The sequence below is a fragment of the Sandaracinobacter neustonicus genome, from assembly GCF_006385875.1.
Lineage (GTDB): Bacteria > Pseudomonadota > Alphaproteobacteria > Sphingomonadales > Sphingomonadaceae > Sandaracinobacteroides > Sandaracinobacteroides neustonicus.
Map to the genome: position 1 here is coordinate 1 of NZ_VFSU01000004.1, position 15,508 is coordinate 15,508.

The window sequence follows — 15,508 nt, forward strand, 5'->3', positions numbered from 1 at the left end:
GGGATTCGCGCGTACCGGTTGGGGTTTCCGGGCGGGCAAAGCCCGCCCGGTCCGCCTTGGGTTGGATTTGGGGAAGGGGGAAGAAAAGGAAGGAAGGAAGGGGCGCGGCAAAGCCGCGCCGTCGGACACGCAGAAAAGGCGGGGGAGAGACCCCGCCTTTTCTCGTGCCGTCCGATCGCGCACGCGAGTCTGCGGGCCAGCGCTGCGCGCTGACCGCAGCCGCTTAGCGCTTCGAGAACTGGAAGCTACGACGTGCCTTGGCCTTACCGTACTTCTTCCGCTCAACAGCGCGGCTGTCACGCGTCAGGAAGCCGGCCTGCTTCACAGCCGTGCGCAGGGTCGGTTCGTAGCGGGTCAGCGCCTGAGCGATGCCGTGCTTCACCGCACCGGCCTGGCCGGAGAGGCCGCCGCCGACGACGGTGGCGACCACGTCATACTGGTCGCGGCGCTCGGCCACGTCGAACGGCTGGTTGATCACCAGACGCAGCGTGGGACGGGCGAAATAGACGGTCTGGTCGCGGCCGTTGACCACGATCTTGCCGGAGCCGGGCTTCAGCCACACGCGGGCCACGGCATCCTTCCGACGGCCGGTCGCATAGGCGCGGCCGAACTTGTCGAGGATCTGCGGGCGCAGCGCCACGGGCTCCAGCTGGACCGGGGCCGAGGCGGTTTCCACGGCCGGGGCGGCGGCGGCGGCCACGGCGACGGGGGCCGGGGCGGCGGCTTCGGTCTGCTGCAGCTTCGCGAGATCCGCGAGGCTCATGCGGCTGTCCTGGAAGCCCTGTTCTTCGGTGTTGTTCTCGCTCATTGCGCGGCAACCTTGGTTTCGACCTGGCTGCCCAGGACATTCTTGCGGTTCATCGAGGCGACATCGAGCACCTCGGGGTTTTGCGCGGCATGCGGATGCTCGCTGCCGGCGAAGACGCGCAGGTTGCGCATCTGCTGGCGGCCGAGCGGCCCACGCGGCACCATGCGTTCCACGGCCTTTTCAAGCACGCGTTCCGGGAAGCGGCCTGCCAGCACCTTGTCTGCGCGGACTTCCTTGATGCCGCCGGCATAGCCGGTGTGGCGGTAGTAGGTCTTTTGCGAGGCCTTGCGGCCCGTGAAGCGCACCTTATCCGCGTTGATGACGATGACATTGTCACCGCAATCGACGTGGGGGGTAAAGCTGGCCTTGTGCTTGCCGCGCAGGCGGTTGGCGACGATGGAAGCCAGACGGCCGACGACGAGACCGTCGGCATCGATCAGGATCCACTTCTTTTCGACCTCGGCGGGTTTCGCCGAGGCAGTGGTGCGGGTGAGCATCGCTTGTCCTTGGGTTGAAGATAATCAGTTCAGGCGCGGGCCACTACGGCAACATGCCGGAAATAGCAAGGAAATGACATGTGGTATTTTAATACCGCTGATCGCGACGCCCTGCGGCATGCGCCCCCCACGCCGTTGCCGCGACCACCAGCGCGCCCACTGCCTGATGCAGCACGGCCAGCACGATATTCATGCCCGACATCACCACGGCGATGCCCAGCAGGATCTGCGTGCCAAAGGCGCTGTGGATGGCGATGGAGGCCGGGCGGCTGCCTGCCGCCTTTGCCGCGCGGGCCAGCAGGATCAGTGCAGCCACTGCCACCCACGCCCACCAACGGTGGATGAAATGCACCAGATGCGGATCGTCGGACAGGCTGGCGAAGCCCGAAAACTGTGCGTTTTCAGGGAAAAAGCGGCCGTTCATCAGCGGCCATGTGTCAGACGCCCAGCCCGCGTTCAGGCCCGCGACCCATGCACCGAACAGCAGCTGGATGAACAGGATGGCGGCGGTGATCGCTGCCAGCGGGGTGAGACGAGACGGCCGCGCGGCCGGGTTGGCGGCGAGTGCGCGCAGATCGAGCGCTGTCCAGATCAGCCCGGCGAGGATGGTAAGCGCGGTGAGGAGGTGCACAGCCAGCCGATAATGCGAGACATCGGTGCGGTCCGAGAGGCCCGAGGCCACCATCCACCAGCCGATCGCGCCTTGCAGCCCGCCCAGCGCCAGCAGTGCGACGAGCCGCAGACCATAGCCCTTTGGAATGGCGCGGCGGACAGCGAACCACGCCAGCGGCAGCGCGAAGGCCAGCCCGATCAGCCGTCCCAGCAGCCGGTGCACCCATTCCCAGAAGAAGATGAACTTGAAATCCTGCAGGCTCATGCCCTGATTCAGTTCCTTATATTCCGGGATTTGCTGGTATTTTTGGAATTCGGCGAGCCATTGCGCCTCGTTCAGGGGCGGGATCGCGCCTGTGATCGGCTTCCATTCGGTGATGGAGAGGCCGGATTCGGTGAGGCGGGTGATGCCGCCCACCACCACCATCGCGAATACGAGCATGGCGACGGCGAGCAGCCAGTTGGCGAGCGCTGCCGGGCGGGCGGTGGGGGGCGTGAGAGTGGGGCTGGACATGATCGCGGGCTTCTTAGACCCGGTGGCAGCGCGGCAAAAGGGTGGTTGGGCTCTTTCGGTTCGCCGACAATCCGCCTAGGTTCACCGCAGATATGGAAAACGACAAGACCCCTGAGACCCAGCCGATTCCGCTGGAATCCCCTGTTTCTCCCCCGCCCGTGGATGTTCCGGCCATGCCGGTTTACCCCGCGCCGCATGCGGCCGGGCAGTTGCCTGCGAGTTGGGAATGGCCCTCTGTGCACCCCGAGGCATGGAAGTTCGCGCCCGTTGCGGGCGGGCTGGCGCTGCTGCTGTTCATCTTTGGCTGGAGCTTCATTGCGTGGCCGCTGGTGGCGCTGACCTTCTTCATCTGCGCCTTTTTCCGCGATCCGAAGCGGGCGTCTCCGGCAGGCGAGGGGCTGATCCTGTCTCCGGCGGACGGGCTGGTGAGCCAGATCATGACGGTGGAACTGCCGCGCCAGTTGGTGGGGGAGGGCGCGTTGCAGCCCGGCACCGCCACGCGCATTTCCGTGTTCATGTCTGTGTTCGACGTGCACATCAACCGCGCGCCGATCGGCGGCACCGTGACGCGCATCGCCTATGTGCCCGGCGCGTTCCTGAACGCCGATCTGGACAAGGCGAGCGAGGAAAATGAGCGGCAATATTTCCTGATCGAAGGCGCGGACGGCACGAAAGTGGGCTTCACGCAGATCGCCGGGCTGGTGGCGCGGCGGATCGTGGGCTTTGTGCGCGAGGGATCGATGGTGGGCTCCGGCCAGCGCGTGGGGCTGATCCGCTTTGGCAGCCGCGTGGATGTGTTCCTGCCCGAAGGCTATGCGCCGCAGGTGGTGAAGGGGCAGCGGGCGGTGGCGGGCGAAACCGTGCTGGCCGTGCGCGGCGCGGCACCGGCCCGGCCGGGGGCGCTGCAATGAGCGAGGCCCCGAAGGCAGAGCCGAAATTGAGAGATCAGGCGCAGCCGGGGCTGCCGCTGCGGGCGCTGATTCCCAATGCGATCACCATGCTGGCACTTTGTTCCGGCGCGACCGGCGTGCGATTCGCCATCAGCGGCGAATTTGACAAGGCGGCGGCGGCAATCGTGATCGCGGCGCTGCTGGACGGGATTGATGGCCGGGTCGCTCGGCTGTTGCGCGGCACCAGCCGCTTTGGCGCGGAGCTGGATTCGCTGTCTGACGTGATCGCCTTTGGGGTGGCGCCTGCGCTGATCCTGTATCTGTGGGCGCTGGAGGATCTGGGCCGGGCTGGCTGGGTGGTGGCGCTGGCGCTGGCCGTGTGCTGCGCGCTGCGGCTGGCGCGGTTCAACACGGCGCTGGATCAGGAGGAACTGCCGAAAAAGCGGCTGGGTTTCACCACCGGCGTGCCGGCACCTGCTGGCGCGGGCATGGCACTGATGCCGCTGTTCTGGAGCCTCGCGCATGACGGTGCGCTGGACCCTGACCCGCACAGCCGGGCCATCATGGTGGCGGCGGTGACGGGGATCACGGCGTTTCTGATGGTGTCGTCCTTGCCCGGCTGGGGCTTCAAGGCTGTTCGCATTCCGCGCAGCGCCCGGCTGTTCGTGCTGGCGGCAGTGGGTATTTTCGCGGCGGCGCTGGCGCAGGCCCCCTGGCTGACGCTGTTTGCCATTGCGCTGATCTATACGCTGGCTTTCCCCTTCGCGACGGTGCGCTACAACCAGTTGCGCAAGATCGAACTGGCGGAACGAGCCGGGGCTTAAGCCGCCAGCCGCCGCCCCGGCGCGGTGCACGGGGTGGTGCGGGCCGCCGGGAAAGGGATGACATTGGATTCGCCCGTTCCGCCTGCCGCGAGCAACATCTGAACCGGTTGTGGCCCGCGCAGGGCAGCAGCGAAAGACGGCGCGCGCCGCCACAGCAGGCCGGCGTTCAGCCCCAGAATCGCCAGCAGAGCAAGCGGGCCGATAAGTGCGGTGGTAGTGGCGATCATCCGCTTTGTTCCCTCTTCCGAATCAGTTGCTGATACGAATGTTCCGTTTTTGTTCCAATTGAGTCAAGTCCGCTTAGGGCTGAATTGATTCCGCTTGTTTCTCATGCGGTTGCGGGGGTTGGGGGCAGGCGCAGGCGGAATGTTGTGGGCATGGCGGGTTGCAGGCTGAGCTCGCCGCCCTGTGCGCGGGCGATCTGCCGGGCGAGGCTGAGGCCGATTCCGCTGCCGCCCTCTTTGGTGGTGAAGAAGGGGCGGAAGATGCGGTCGCGCAGGTCCGGGGCGACGCCCGGCCCGCTGTCTTGCACGCTGATGGTGAGGCCGGTGGCGTTGGCGCTGAACGCCAGCTGCACGGCGGCGGGTGAGGCTCCGGAGATGGCGGCTTCCGCACCATTGTTCATAAGCGCCCAGATCGCTTGCGTCAGTTGGTCCCGGTCGAGCAGGGCGGGGCCTTCCGCCTTCACCTCCACGCTTAGCGCCACGCGTCCCCCCCATTGCAGATGGAACAGGCGGGCCAGATCCTCTGCCAGCTGGTGCAGATCGGTTGGCGCGGGCGCGGGGTTGGGCAGCCGCGCCAGCGCCCGGTAGGCAGTGGTGAAGCGCATCAGCCCGTCGGTGCGGCGCGCCAGCGTGCCGAGGATTTCCGGCAGCAACCTGTCGCGCGTGTCCGGGCGCTGCATCGCCTGTTCGGCGCTTTCAGCCAGCGAGACAATGGGGGCGAGGCCGTTCAGCAGTTCATGGCCCAGCGTCTCGATCATGTCGGAGGCGGCGCGGGCTTCGGCGACGCGCTCCACCGCTTCAATGTCGATCAGCGCCACCACGCTGAGGCTGCTGCCCGGCGCCTGAACCCTGTCGATCCGCCACAGCCGCCCTTCGATGCGCACCTGCGGGGAGTCCGGGGAGAGGAGTTCGGGCGGGGCGGGCAGAATCTGATCATCCGTGCCGAACAGTTGGCGGGCGGCGCGGTTCAGCGCGCTGGGGCGTGTGCCCTGCACCCGCACCAGCGGGGTTGGCACCTGATCCAGCAGTATGGGCAACATGGCGGCTTCCTGCTGCTCGGTCAGCTTGTCGTCCGTTTGCCGCCGGGCGCGGGCGGTGAGCTGCCAGTCTGCCGCGAGCACCAGCAGAATCAGCAGCAGGCAGCCCGCGAAGGTGGCCCAGAACTGGTGCATCAGCGCGGCCGCCGCGCCTGCGCCCGCCGCCGCCAGCAGCAGCCCGGCCGCGGCGCGATCAAGTGCGCGGCTAGAGGCCATGCCGGGCCATGCGGCGGTAGAGCGCGCCCCGGCTGAGCCCCAGCGCGGCGGCGGCGTGGCTGATATTGTGGCCATGCTCGGCGAGCGCGGCTGCGATCATCAGCCGCTCGCTTTGGTCCAGATCGTAGGAGGGCAGATCATAGGAGGGCGGGGCGGGTTCGGCAGTGGCTTCCGTTCGGGCGGGGGCCAGCAGGGCCGAATCGATCTCGGCCTCGTCTGACAGCAGCAGCGCGCGTTCCACCGCCAGTGCCAGTCCCCTCACTTCGTCGGGCCATGGGCGGCTGAGGATCAGCGCTTCGGCCGCAGGGGTGAAGCGGGGGGCGGGGCGGCCGTGGCGCAGCGCAGCTTCGCGGGCGAAATGCCGGGCGAGGATCAGCGCGTCGGTGGCGCGGGCGGAGAGCGGCGGCACGGGGATTTCCACGGTGCCGATGCGGGCGCGCAGCGCGGGCGACACGGGCGCAGTTTCCGCGACGATGGCGAACACGCGCAGGTTCGGCGGTAGGCGGCGCAGCAGCCGCTCCGCCGGGATTTCGCCGATCCGGTCTGCATGGCGCAGCAGAACCGCGCCCTCCGCGCCCTCCAGCGCGGCCCATGCGCCGTCATCGCGCAGGTCGATTTCGGCCAGCGGTTGCGCGGCCAGCGGAGAGGCTGCGTGCAGGGCGCGCGCCACCAGACCGCGCCCGCTGCCGGGCGGGCCGGAGATGAGGATGTTCGCCGCAGTCGGCCCCATGCGGGCGATCAGCCGCCGCACCTCTGCCATGGCCGGGCTTTCGCCCAGCAGATGCGCGGGCGGGGCGGAAGGGGCCGTGGCTGTGGCAGGGGCGGGGGCGGGCACGCCTGTCAGCATCGCGGCTTCCACCTTCGCCACCAGTTCGGCATTGCGCCATGGCTTCATCAGGAAATCCCGCGCCCCCGCCTGCATCGCCGCCACGGCGATGCGCACGCCGCTGTGCGCGGTGATCACCACCACGCAGGCGGACGGGTCTTGCGCGAGCAGTCGCTGCAGCGTCGCAATCCCTTCCTCGCCGCCGGTGCGCCCTGCGGTGAAGTTCATGTCCAGCAGGATCGCCCGGTAGCGGTGCGTCGCCAGCCGGGAGAAGGCCTCCTCCGGGTTGGTGGCGACCTCCAGCCGGTGGCCAGCCAGTTCCAGCGCGATCGCCATGGCGCGGGCGACTTCGGGATTGTCATCCACGAGCAGGATATCCGCCGCGCTTGACGATGCGCCGGACTGTCCATTTCCGGACACACTGTTCGCGGATGGACGGTCAGTGTTCGAGGCATTGCTGGAATTATGAGTGTTCATAGCTGGTTAGCAGAATATCCGAATCCGGGCGATACTGTTCACATGATGACTGAACAGTCCGATGACGCAACTCCCCCTGTTCCGGCCCCCGGTGCCGCTATGGATCGCCGGATCGAGCGGCGGCGGCCGCGCTGGCCGCTGCTGCTGGCGGCGATTGCGCTGCCGCTGGCCGGGGTGGTGATCTGGCGGATGCTGCCGGAAAGCGGCTCCACGGATATCGCGGCGGCGGATATCCGCATCGGCACGGTTCAGCGTGCGGCTTTCAACGATTATCTGCCGGTGCGCGCCACCGTTGCCCCGCGCCTGACCACTCTGGTGGGGGCGATGGCGGGCGGTCAGGTGGAGCGGTTGCACGCGCAGGACGGCGATCTGGTGGCGGCGGGGCAGCCGCTGGCCACGCTCTCCAACGCGGAACTGAAGCTGGATGTGTTGTCACGCGAAGCGCAGATCGCCGGGCAGTTGGGCGACCTGTCCGGGCAGGATCTGGCCTTGCAGCGCGACAAGCAGGGCCGCGCGGCGGAACTCGCGCAGGCGAATTACGACCTGATCCGCGCCCGACGTGACCTGTCCATCCGCCAGCAACTGCATGCGGAAGGCTTTGTCTCTGACGCAGGGGTGGAGAGTTTTGCCGAGGAAACCGCCTATCGGCAGCAGCGGCTGAAGCAGTTGCAGGGCGCGCAGGGGCGCGAGGCCGGGATCAGCGCCACGCAGGGGCAGCGGCTGGCGGATACGCGGCAGCGGCTGGCGGGCAATTTGTCTGCCGTGCGCGCCAGCCTTGATGCGCTGGTGATCCGCGCGCCGGCGGCCGGGCGTCTGGTGAATTTCAGCATCCAGCCGGGGCAGGCGCTTAAGGCGGGCGATCCGGCGGGACAGGTGGACAGCGAAGGCCTTTGGAAGCTGGAGGCCGATGTGGACGAATATTATCTGGGCCGGGTGGCACCCGGGCAGAAGGGCCGCACCACCGAAGGCGCGCCGCTGAGCGTGCTGAAGGTGTTGCCCGCCGTGAAGGACGGGCGCTTCCGCACCGAATTGCTGTTCGAAGGCGCGGCCCCGCCGGGGTTGAAGCGCGGGCAGACGGTGGATGTGCGGGTGACGCTGGGCAGCAGCGGCGTGGCCACGGTGGCCCCCGTGGGCGGCTGGCTGGATTCCGGCGCGGGCGGCACGGTGTTCGTGCTGGACGCGGACGGCCGCCATGCCCGCCGCCGCGACGTGAAGATCGGCCGCCGCACGCCCGAGCAGGCCGAGATCCTCTCCGGGCTGGAACCGGGCGACCGCATCATCCTCAGCAGCACGCCCGCGACGCGCGGCGATGTTCTTAACATTCGATAAACGAACAGGAAGTCAGCATGATTCGGCTTGAAAACATCCAGCGCCGCTATGTCTCTGACGAAGTGGAGACGACGGCGTTGAAGGACATCCATCTGCACGTGGAGGCGGGCGAGTTCCTGGCCATCATGGGGCCTTCGGGCTGCGGCAAATCCACCTTGCTGAACACGTTGGGCACGGTGGATCGGCCGACGGGCGGGCGGTATTTGTTTGGCGACCGCGATCTGGCGGCGCTGAACGAAGCCGATCTGGCACGCTTCCGCGCCGAAACGCTGGGCTTCGTGTTCCAGAGCTTCAACCTGATCGACGAGCTGACCATAGAGGAGAATGTGGCGCTGGGCATCGCCTATCGCCGCGATGCCGCCGGCAACCGGCGGGACCGGGTGGCGGCCGCGATGGACCGGGTGGGGATCGCCCACCGGGCGCGGCATTTCCCGCACCAGCTGTCCGGCGGGCAGCAGCAGCGCGCGGCGATCGCGCGGGCCATCGTCGGCAATCCGAAGCTGATCCTGGCCGACGAACCGACCGGCAATCTGGACACGGAAAATGGCGCGCAGGTGATGAACATCCTGACGGCGCTGAACAATGCGGGTGCGACCATCGTGATGGTGACCCATTCGCCCAGCCACGCCGACATCGCCACGCGGCGGATCGACATGCTGGACGGGCGCATCGTCGCCTCTGCCACCCGCGCGATTTGAGGAGAGAGCCATGAACCGTTTCGGCTTCCAGTCGCTCTATCGCTCGCTCAGCCGCCACAAGCTCTATGCCGCGCTGAACATCGGCGGGCTTGCGGTGGGCATCGCCGTGTTCCTGATCCTCTCCCTGTTCGTGCGGTTCGAGACCAGCTTTGAAAAATGGCTGCCGCACGCTGACGAGCTGTATCTGGTGCAGAGCGAGTGGACGGTGCCCGACAGCCCGGTGCAGGGGGCCTATCCCTATACGATGTCGGGCCTGCTGGAGCAGATGCGCGAGGATTTTCCGGGGCTTCTGGGCACCCGAATCCGTGGCGGGGAGCGCGGCGGCAGCGTGATTCAAGGCGGTGTCGCCACGATGGAGGATGTGGCGCAGGTGGACAGCAGCTTCTTCCAGCTGTTCAATCTGCCGATGCTGAGCGGGGAGGGCAAGGCGCTGGCTGACCCCTCCGTCACGCTGATCAGCCGGTCCACCGCGCGGAAATATTTCGGAGACGCCAACCCGCTGGGGCGGACGATGACGATCGCCTTCGACGAGCCGAAACTCTATCGCGTGGCGGGGGTATTCGAAGATTTGCCCGCGAACACCGACCTGAAGGCCTCCATCCTGATCAACATGCCGGCGACGCCACCGCCCGGTGCTGCGGATTACTGGTTCCACTGGGGCAGCACCTCTTTGCGGACCTATTTGCGCTTTCCCGACGCAGAGGCCGCGCGCGCCTTCGAGAAGCGGATGCCGGAGTTTGTGAACCGGCGCGGTGCGGCGTATCTTGGCGAAAAGCCCAGCGAGATCATGGCGATTTCGCTACTGCCGCTGACTCGCGCGCATCTGCAGCCGGCGGGGCAGGAAAGCGCCAGCCGCAAGCTGACGGTGGCGGCGCTGGGGATCGTCGGGCTGCTGACGCTGCTGATCGCCATCGTGAATTATGTGAACCTTGCCACCGCGAGGGCCGGGCTTCGCGCGCGGGAAGTGGCGATGCGAAAGGTGCTGGGGGCGGATCGCGGCGCGCTGATCCGCCAGTTTCTCGGCGAAGCGGTGCTGACGGTGGCGGTGGCTGCCTTTCTGGGGCTGATCCTTGCCGAGCTTGGCCTGCCGCTGGTGAACGCGGCTGGCGGGCTGAGCCTGACCTTACCTTATGCCATCGTGGTGCCGGGGCTGCTGTTGCTGGCGCTGATCGTGGGCGTGGCGGCGGGCTTCTATCCCGCGCTGATGCTCTCGCGCTTCCCGGCGGCGTCCGTGCTGGCCTCTGCCCGTTCGCCGGGCGGGGGGCGTGCAGGCACGCGGGCGCGCGAACTGCTGGTGGTGCTGCAGTTCGGGCTGGCGATTGCCTTCATCATCGGCACCATGGTGCTGTCTGCGCAAACGCGGCATGTGCGCACATCCGATCTGGGCTTCCGGCGCGACGGGCTGCTGGTGGTGCAATCGCTGGCGGACAGCGGAGTGACGGAGGCGCAGGCGCGGCAGATCGTGACGGCGCTGCGGGCGTTGCCGGGGGTGAAGGCCGTGGGCGTGTCCGACACGGCGGCCGGCGGCGGTGGCAACAACAACACCGACAGCGTGGCGATCCCCGGACGTCCGGGTTCCGGGCCATCGCTCAGGCGTCTGACCATCGGGCCGGGCTTTTTCGAAGCCTATGCCCCGCGCCTTGTCGCCGGTCGTCTGTTCGACGACGCCTATGGCGCGGACAACAACAGTGGCTGGCGCGACGGGTTGCCGCGCAACATCGTCATCAACCGCAAGGCGGTAAGCACGCTGGGCTTCGCCAGCCCCGAGGAGGCCATCGGCAAAACGGTGGGCGGCAAGCAGCCGCGCACCATCGTCGGCGTGATCGACGAGCTGCGCTTCTTCACGCCCCGTCTGCCGGACGATCCGACCTATTATGTCTATTACCGCGACAGCCCCGGCGAATCCTTCGCCACCATCCGCTACAGCGGCGACGCGCAAGCCATGGAGCAGGCGGTGGGCGATCTGTGGCGGAGGATGGCCCCGCAGGTGCCGCTGAACGCCCGCACGGCGGACAGCCTGTTCAACGAATTTTATCAGGCGGATGACCGGGCGACGCGGCTGTTCGCCATCGGTTCGGGGCTGGCGGTGCTGATCGGTTGCGTCGGCCTGTGGGGGCTGGCCTCGTTCAACACGCAGCGGCGGGTGAAGGAAATCGGCATCCGCAAGACGCTGGGGGCCTCTTCCACCGACGTGGCGAAGCTGCTGGTGGGGCAGTTCCTCCGCCCGGTGCTGATCGCCAATCTGGTCGCATGGCCGCTGGCCTTCGTGGCGATGCGGGCCTGGCTGGCGGGGTTTGATGACCGGGTGGCGCTGTCGCCATTGTTCTTCATCGGGGCGACGCTGGCGGCGACGCTGATTGCAGTGCTCACGGTGCTGGCGCAATCGCTGCGCGCCAGCCGGGCCGCGCCGTCTTGGGCGCTTCGCCATGAATAGGCTGTTGCTTGTGCTGCTGCTGGGGCTGTCCACCCCGGCGGCGGCGGAAACGCTGGGCGAGGCGATTGGCCGCGCCGTTGCCGGGAACCCCACGCTGGCGGCGGCTCGCGCCCGGCAGGATGCGCGGGCCGAAGCCCCGGCGCAGGCGCGGGCTGCCGCGCTGCCCAGCGCTGCCGTGGAAGGCGCGGTGGACTATGACCGGGAGAGCGACGGGCGCACGGCCGATGTCGCGGTGACAGCGGCGATGCCGATCTGGACCGGCGGGCGGGTGGAGTCCGCGCTGCGGGTGGCGAAGGCCGAGGTGAAGGCGGGCGAGGAGGAGTTGCGCGACGCACAAGCCGGGCTGCTGGCCGAGGTGGTGCTGAGCTATGCCGACCTTCTGTATCAGCAGCAGGCGGTGGAGGTGGCGAAGCTGGGGATCGGCCGTCTGGACCGGCAGGTGGCGGAGGCGCAATCGCGCTATCGGCTGGGGCAGGCGACCCGCACCGACGTGGCGCAGCTGGAGGCGCAACGGGCCAGCATGGCGGCGGCGCTGGCTGAGGCGGAAGGGGCGCTGGCCGATGCGACGGCGCGTTACACCGCCACCATTGGCGAGCCGCAGGGTGCGCTGAGCGCAGATATCTCGCCGCCTTCGGGCCTGCCCGCGACACTGGCCGAAGCACGGGGCGCGGCGGCAACCGCGAACCCGCTGCTGCTGCGGCAGCAGCAGCTGGTGGAAGCGGCGCGCGCCGGGATCGACCGCGAACGGGCTGAACGCGCACCCGCCATCGATCTGGCGGGGCGCTATGGCCGGGGCACGATGCTGGACAATCGCCCCGGCGCAGCGTTCGAAACCGCCTCTGTGGGGGTTGCGCTGCGGCTGCCGCTGCTGAGCGGGGGGATGGTGCGATCCCGCGTGCGGGAAGCGCAGGCCATGCACAGGGCGGAGCAATTCGAATATGAAGCCGTCGGCCGCAGCACGACGCAATCGGCTGACTCCGCGTGGGCGGCGCTGTTGGCGGCTCGCAACGGCTTGTCTGCCAACCAGTTGGGGTTACAGGCGGCCGAGGTGGCGCTGGCGGGGGTGCGGTCCGAATATCGCTATGGCCTGCGCTCCACGCTGGACATCCTTGTGGCGGACCAGAGCCTGACGGCGGCGCAACTGGCGGTCGCCCGAAGCCGCCGCGACCTGCTGCTGGCCGAGACAGATCTGCTGCGCGTGTCCGGGCGGCTGGATACGGGCAGTTACGCGGGGAGTTGAGGGAAGGGCGGGATCGACCGTCGGATTCAGACGATCTGCAGCTCAACACTGCGCCCGCCCGAAAGGCGGAAGCTGAAGGTCAGCATGATCGGGCTGCCTTTGAACGCGCCAGCCACTCTGGCCGTAACGCGATAGCAGTCGCCATCGGCATCAATTGACAGCGGTGTGTTGATCGCCTTGGGAGCATGTTGCGGCAAAGCTACCGTTTCTGTTTCGCGCACTCCTGATCGTCAGAAGGACGGCGGCCAGCCCCACGGCCGAGGTTGCGGCCCCGGCGACGGCCACAATGGGAAGGCCCAGCCCGCTGGCGATCACGCCGCCGCCCAGCGCCGCGCCGAACGCATTGCCAAGGTTGAATGCGCCGATGTTCACGGCGGACGCCAGGTTGGGCGCGTCCGCCGCCGCGGACATCACCCGCACCTGCAATGGCGGCACCAGTGCGAAGCTGGCGACGCCCCACAGGAAGATCAGCACCGCGCTCGGCACTGCAACGGGCATCAGCATCGCAAACAGCAGCAGGATCGCCGTCAGCGCCGCCAGCGTCACGGCGAGCGTCAGATCGACGGAGCGATCCGCGAACCGGCCGCCCAGCCAGTTGCCGACCGTGAGGCCGACCCCGTAAGTCACCAGCATCGCCGTGACGAAGCCGAGGGACGCATGCGTCACGTCGCGCAGGATCGGCACGATGTAGGTGAACACCGTGAACATCGCGCTCGATCCGATCACCGTCAGCGCCAGCGCCCCCAGCACGACCGGGCGCGTCAGCACCCGCAGCTCCGCCAGCGCATTGCCGCTGGTGGTGACCGGCAGCGCGGGCAGCGTGACGCGCAGCGCTGCCATTGTCACGACGCCAAGGGCGGCAATGCCCCAGAAGGACGCGCGCCAGCCGGCATGCTCGCCCGCCCATGTCGCCAGCGGCACACCGACGATGTTGGCGATGGTAAGCCCCATGAACATCGCAGCCACCGCAGCCGCCCGCCGGTTGGGCGGCACGAGACTCGCCGCGACGATGGAGCCGACGCCGAAGAAGGCACCATGATTGAATGAGGTAAGCACGCGTGCGGCGAGCAGCATGCCGTAGCTGGCCGACAGCGCCGACAGGAGGTTGCCGAGCGTGAAGATGGCGGCAAGGCCGATCAGCAGCGTGCGGCGGGGCATCCGCCCGGTCGTCAGGGTCATCAGCGGCGCGCCGATCACCACGCCCAGCGCATAGGCGCTGATCAGCAGCCCGGCGCGTGGGATGGAGACGTCGAGATCGGCGGCGATGACGGGTAGCAGCCCCATGGGCGCGAACTCGGTCACGCCGATGCCGAAGGCGCCGATCGACAGCGCCATTATCCCCGGATTGAAGTTGCGCATCAGATGACCTTTGCAGCACGTTTGCTATGCAGGCGCACAAATGATGCGCTATGTCCGGCTGGAATAGCCCGTGCTGGCGCGAAGGATTTTTGCAATGGACACAAAGCTGGCGGGCGTGGATCGTGCCCGGGCGCTCGCCCTGTTCGCCACGGTCGTGGATCAGGGCAGCTTTTCCGCCGCCGGGCGGGTGCTGGGCCTCAGCCCGTCTGCGGTCAGCCGCGCGGTGGACCGGATCGAGGAACGGCTGGGCGTGCGCCTTCTGCTGCGCTCGACACGCGCGCTGTCTCCCACGGCCGAGGGTCAGGCCTATCTGCTCGCGGCGCGGCGCATCCTGCTCGATCTTGACGAGGCGGAGCAGCAGATCGCCGATCAGGGCGCGCCGCGCGGGCGACTGCGGATCAGCGCGGCGCTGTCACACGGGCGGCTCTGCATCGTGCCGCTGCTGGGCGACTTCGCCGCGCTCTATCCTCACATCCTGATCGACATCGCCCTGACCGACGCGCTGGTGGACATCGCGGCCGGTGAGGCGGATATCGCCGTGCGCTTCGGTCCGCTGGCAGACAGCATGCTGACGGCGCGCAAGCTGGGCGAAACGCGCAGGGTCATCGTCGCCTCGCCAGCCTATCTTGCCCGCCAAGGAACGCCGCTGGTGCCGGAGGATCTGCATCAGCACCCCTGCCTCAACTTCAGCTTCCGCCGCGCGGAGCCGGTCTGGCCATTCCGCCGCGAAGGAACGGATTTTGCGCTGAGCGTGAAGGGCCGGATCGAGGCGAACAATGGCGAAACGCTGGGGCAACTCGCCGCGAGCGGCGTCGGCATCGCCCGTGTTGGCGCATTCAGCGTCGCCGACGAGATCGCGCAGGGGCGACTGGTGCCGATCCTCGAAGACTATAATCCGGGGGATGTCGAACTGATCCACGCCGTGTTCGTGGGCGGGGCGAACATCCCGGCACGCGTGCGGGCGTTCGTGGACTTTCTGGCCAGTAGATTACGGTGACTGGCGCGCGCGGGGAGAGGCAACTGACGGCAGTCGCCGACATTGCGGATTTTGCCGGGGTGGGAATCACTGGCTGATGCCTGCCGGTCGTTCATTGGGCTGAACCGGCTTCCCGGGGATCGCGGGAAACCGGAATGTCCAGATTTCGGTCCGTTCCGACAGCGTCCTCGCCCCCGCTATCCACGACCGGCAGTTGGCGGAGCATAGCGTGAAGCGCATTGCCGGCACCGATCCGGATCGTCCGCATCAGCAGGGCGCGGCTGTGCTTGAAGGTGAAGGGCCGGTGCTGCTGGATGCTGGACGAGAGTAGCTGCGCATAAGCGCTCTCGCCATTATCTGAACGGCCTCGCAACCATGTCACGCGACGCGGGATGCAGGTTCGGCCAACAATCCGGACATTCGACAGGGTTCCATCATCGGCGATAAGCCGCTGTTCCGTTGAGGCTCGATTGGCATCCACGTTCGCCCTGTCGCCGATAGCATGCTGAAGCACGCCCCACACAGATCCCTCTTTGCTTGCCGATTG

General features: G+C 67.9%; 15 protein-coding genes. 7 read left to right on the forward strand and 8 right to left on the reverse strand.

Annotated elements, in window-relative coordinates:
* Positions 1-223 precede the first annotated feature (223 nt).
* The 3 genes from rpsI to FJQ54_RS00360 form a co-directional block, all read right to left on the reverse strand.
* A complete protein-coding gene (rpsI, locus tag FJQ54_RS00350; RefSeq protein ID WP_140926236.1) occupies positions 224-808 on the reverse strand; it encodes a 30S ribosomal protein S9 in 585 nt (194 codons plus the stop codon).
* Entirely contained in the window at positions 805-1,305 is a 501-nt protein-coding gene (gene rplM / locus FJQ54_RS00355; RefSeq protein ID WP_140926238.1) for a 50S ribosomal protein L13, read from the reverse strand. The genes rpsI and rplM overlap by 4 nt, the downstream gene beginning before the upstream one ends.
* Before the next feature lie 88 nt (positions 1,306-1,393).
* Positions 1,394-2,431 carry a COX15/CtaA family protein gene (locus FJQ54_RS00360; RefSeq protein ID WP_140926240.1) on the reverse strand — a complete coding sequence of 346 codons (1,038 nt, stop codon included), beginning with the start codon at positions 2,429-2,431 and terminating at the stop codon, positions 1,394-1,396.
* A gap of 173 nt (positions 2,432-2,604) precedes the next feature.
* On the opposite strand from FJQ54_RS00360, the gene FJQ54_RS00365 reads away from it, so the two are divergent.
* Complete coding sequence (locus tag FJQ54_RS00365) at positions 2,605-3,342, forward strand: phosphatidylserine decarboxylase (protein ID WP_140926285.1); 738 nt, start codon at positions 2,605-2,607, stop codon at positions 3,340-3,342.
* Positions 3,339-4,145: a CDP-diacylglycerol--serine O-phosphatidyltransferase gene (gene pssA / locus FJQ54_RS00370; RefSeq protein WP_140926242.1), complete on the forward strand. Its 807-nt coding sequence runs from the start codon at positions 3,339-3,341 to the stop codon at positions 4,143-4,145. Before FJQ54_RS00365 ends, pssA begins: the two co-directional genes overlap by 4 nt.
* Here pssA and FJQ54_RS00375 read toward each other — a convergent pair.
* From FJQ54_RS00375 to FJQ54_RS00385, 3 genes are all read right to left on the reverse strand, one after another.
* Complete coding sequence (locus FJQ54_RS00375; RefSeq protein WP_140926244.1) at positions 4,142-4,372, reverse strand: hypothetical protein; 231 nt, start codon at positions 4,370-4,372, stop codon at positions 4,142-4,144. The two genes, pssA and FJQ54_RS00375, sit on opposite strands and share 4 nt — an antisense overlap.
* Positions 4,373-4,473: 101 nt before the next feature.
* Positions 4,474-5,622, reverse strand: a complete 1,149-nt coding sequence (locus FJQ54_RS00380) for a sensor histidine kinase (RefSeq protein WP_235890245.1) — start codon at positions 5,620-5,622, stop codon at positions 4,474-4,476.
* A complete protein-coding gene (locus FJQ54_RS00385) occupies positions 5,612-6,868 on the reverse strand; it encodes a sigma-54-dependent transcriptional regulator (protein WP_235890246.1) in 1,257 nt (418 codons plus the stop codon). Before FJQ54_RS00385 ends, FJQ54_RS00380 begins: the two co-directional genes overlap by 11 nt.
* 156 nt (positions 6,869-7,024) lie before the next feature.
* On the opposite strand from FJQ54_RS00385, the gene FJQ54_RS00390 reads away from it, so the two are divergent.
* Genes FJQ54_RS00390 through FJQ54_RS00405 form a run of 4 tightly spaced genes read left to right on the forward strand, consistent with a single transcriptional unit; the run spans position 7,025 to position 12,626 of the window.
* Complete coding sequence (locus FJQ54_RS00390; RefSeq protein WP_140926248.1) at positions 7,025-8,254, forward strand: efflux RND transporter periplasmic adaptor subunit; 1,230 nt, start codon at positions 7,025-7,027, stop codon at positions 8,252-8,254.
* A 17-nt stretch (positions 8,255-8,271) separates the two neighbouring features.
* Positions 8,272-8,952: an ABC transporter ATP-binding protein gene (locus FJQ54_RS00395; protein WP_140926250.1), complete on the forward strand. Its 681-nt coding sequence runs from the start codon at positions 8,272-8,274 to the stop codon at positions 8,950-8,952.
* A 10-nt stretch (positions 8,953-8,962) separates the two neighbouring features.
* A complete protein-coding gene (locus FJQ54_RS00400) occupies positions 8,963-11,386 on the forward strand; it encodes an ABC transporter permease (protein WP_140926252.1) in 2,424 nt (807 codons plus the stop codon).
* A complete protein-coding gene (locus FJQ54_RS00405; protein WP_140926254.1) occupies positions 11,379-12,626 on the forward strand; it encodes a TolC family protein in 1,248 nt (415 codons plus the stop codon). The genes FJQ54_RS00400 and FJQ54_RS00405 overlap by 8 nt, the downstream gene beginning before the upstream one ends.
* Before the next feature lie 150 nt (positions 12,627-12,776).
* Here the strand turns inward: FJQ54_RS00405 and FJQ54_RS00410 are convergent, their stop codons facing one another.
* Positions 12,777-13,985 (reverse strand): MFS transporter, encoded by a 1,209-nt coding sequence (locus FJQ54_RS00410; RefSeq protein WP_140926256.1) that lies wholly within the window; start codon positions 13,983-13,985, stop codon positions 12,777-12,779.
* 94 nt (positions 13,986-14,079) lie between these two features.
* Between FJQ54_RS00410 and FJQ54_RS00415 the strand changes: the two genes are divergently transcribed.
* On the forward strand, positions 14,080-14,982 hold the full coding sequence (locus tag FJQ54_RS00415; protein WP_140926258.1) for a LysR family transcriptional regulator: 903 nt from the start codon (positions 14,080-14,082) through the stop codon (positions 14,980-14,982).
* Positions 14,983-15,073: 91 nt separating this feature from the next.
* On the opposite strand, the gene FJQ54_RS17340 is transcribed toward FJQ54_RS00415, so the two are convergent.
* The gene (locus tag FJQ54_RS17340; RefSeq protein ID WP_181159923.1) at positions 15,074-15,475 is read right to left on the reverse strand and encodes a hypothetical protein; all 402 of its coding nucleotides are present in this window, start codon (positions 15,473-15,475) and stop codon (positions 15,074-15,076) included.
* Positions 15,476-15,508: the final 33 nt, after the last annotated feature.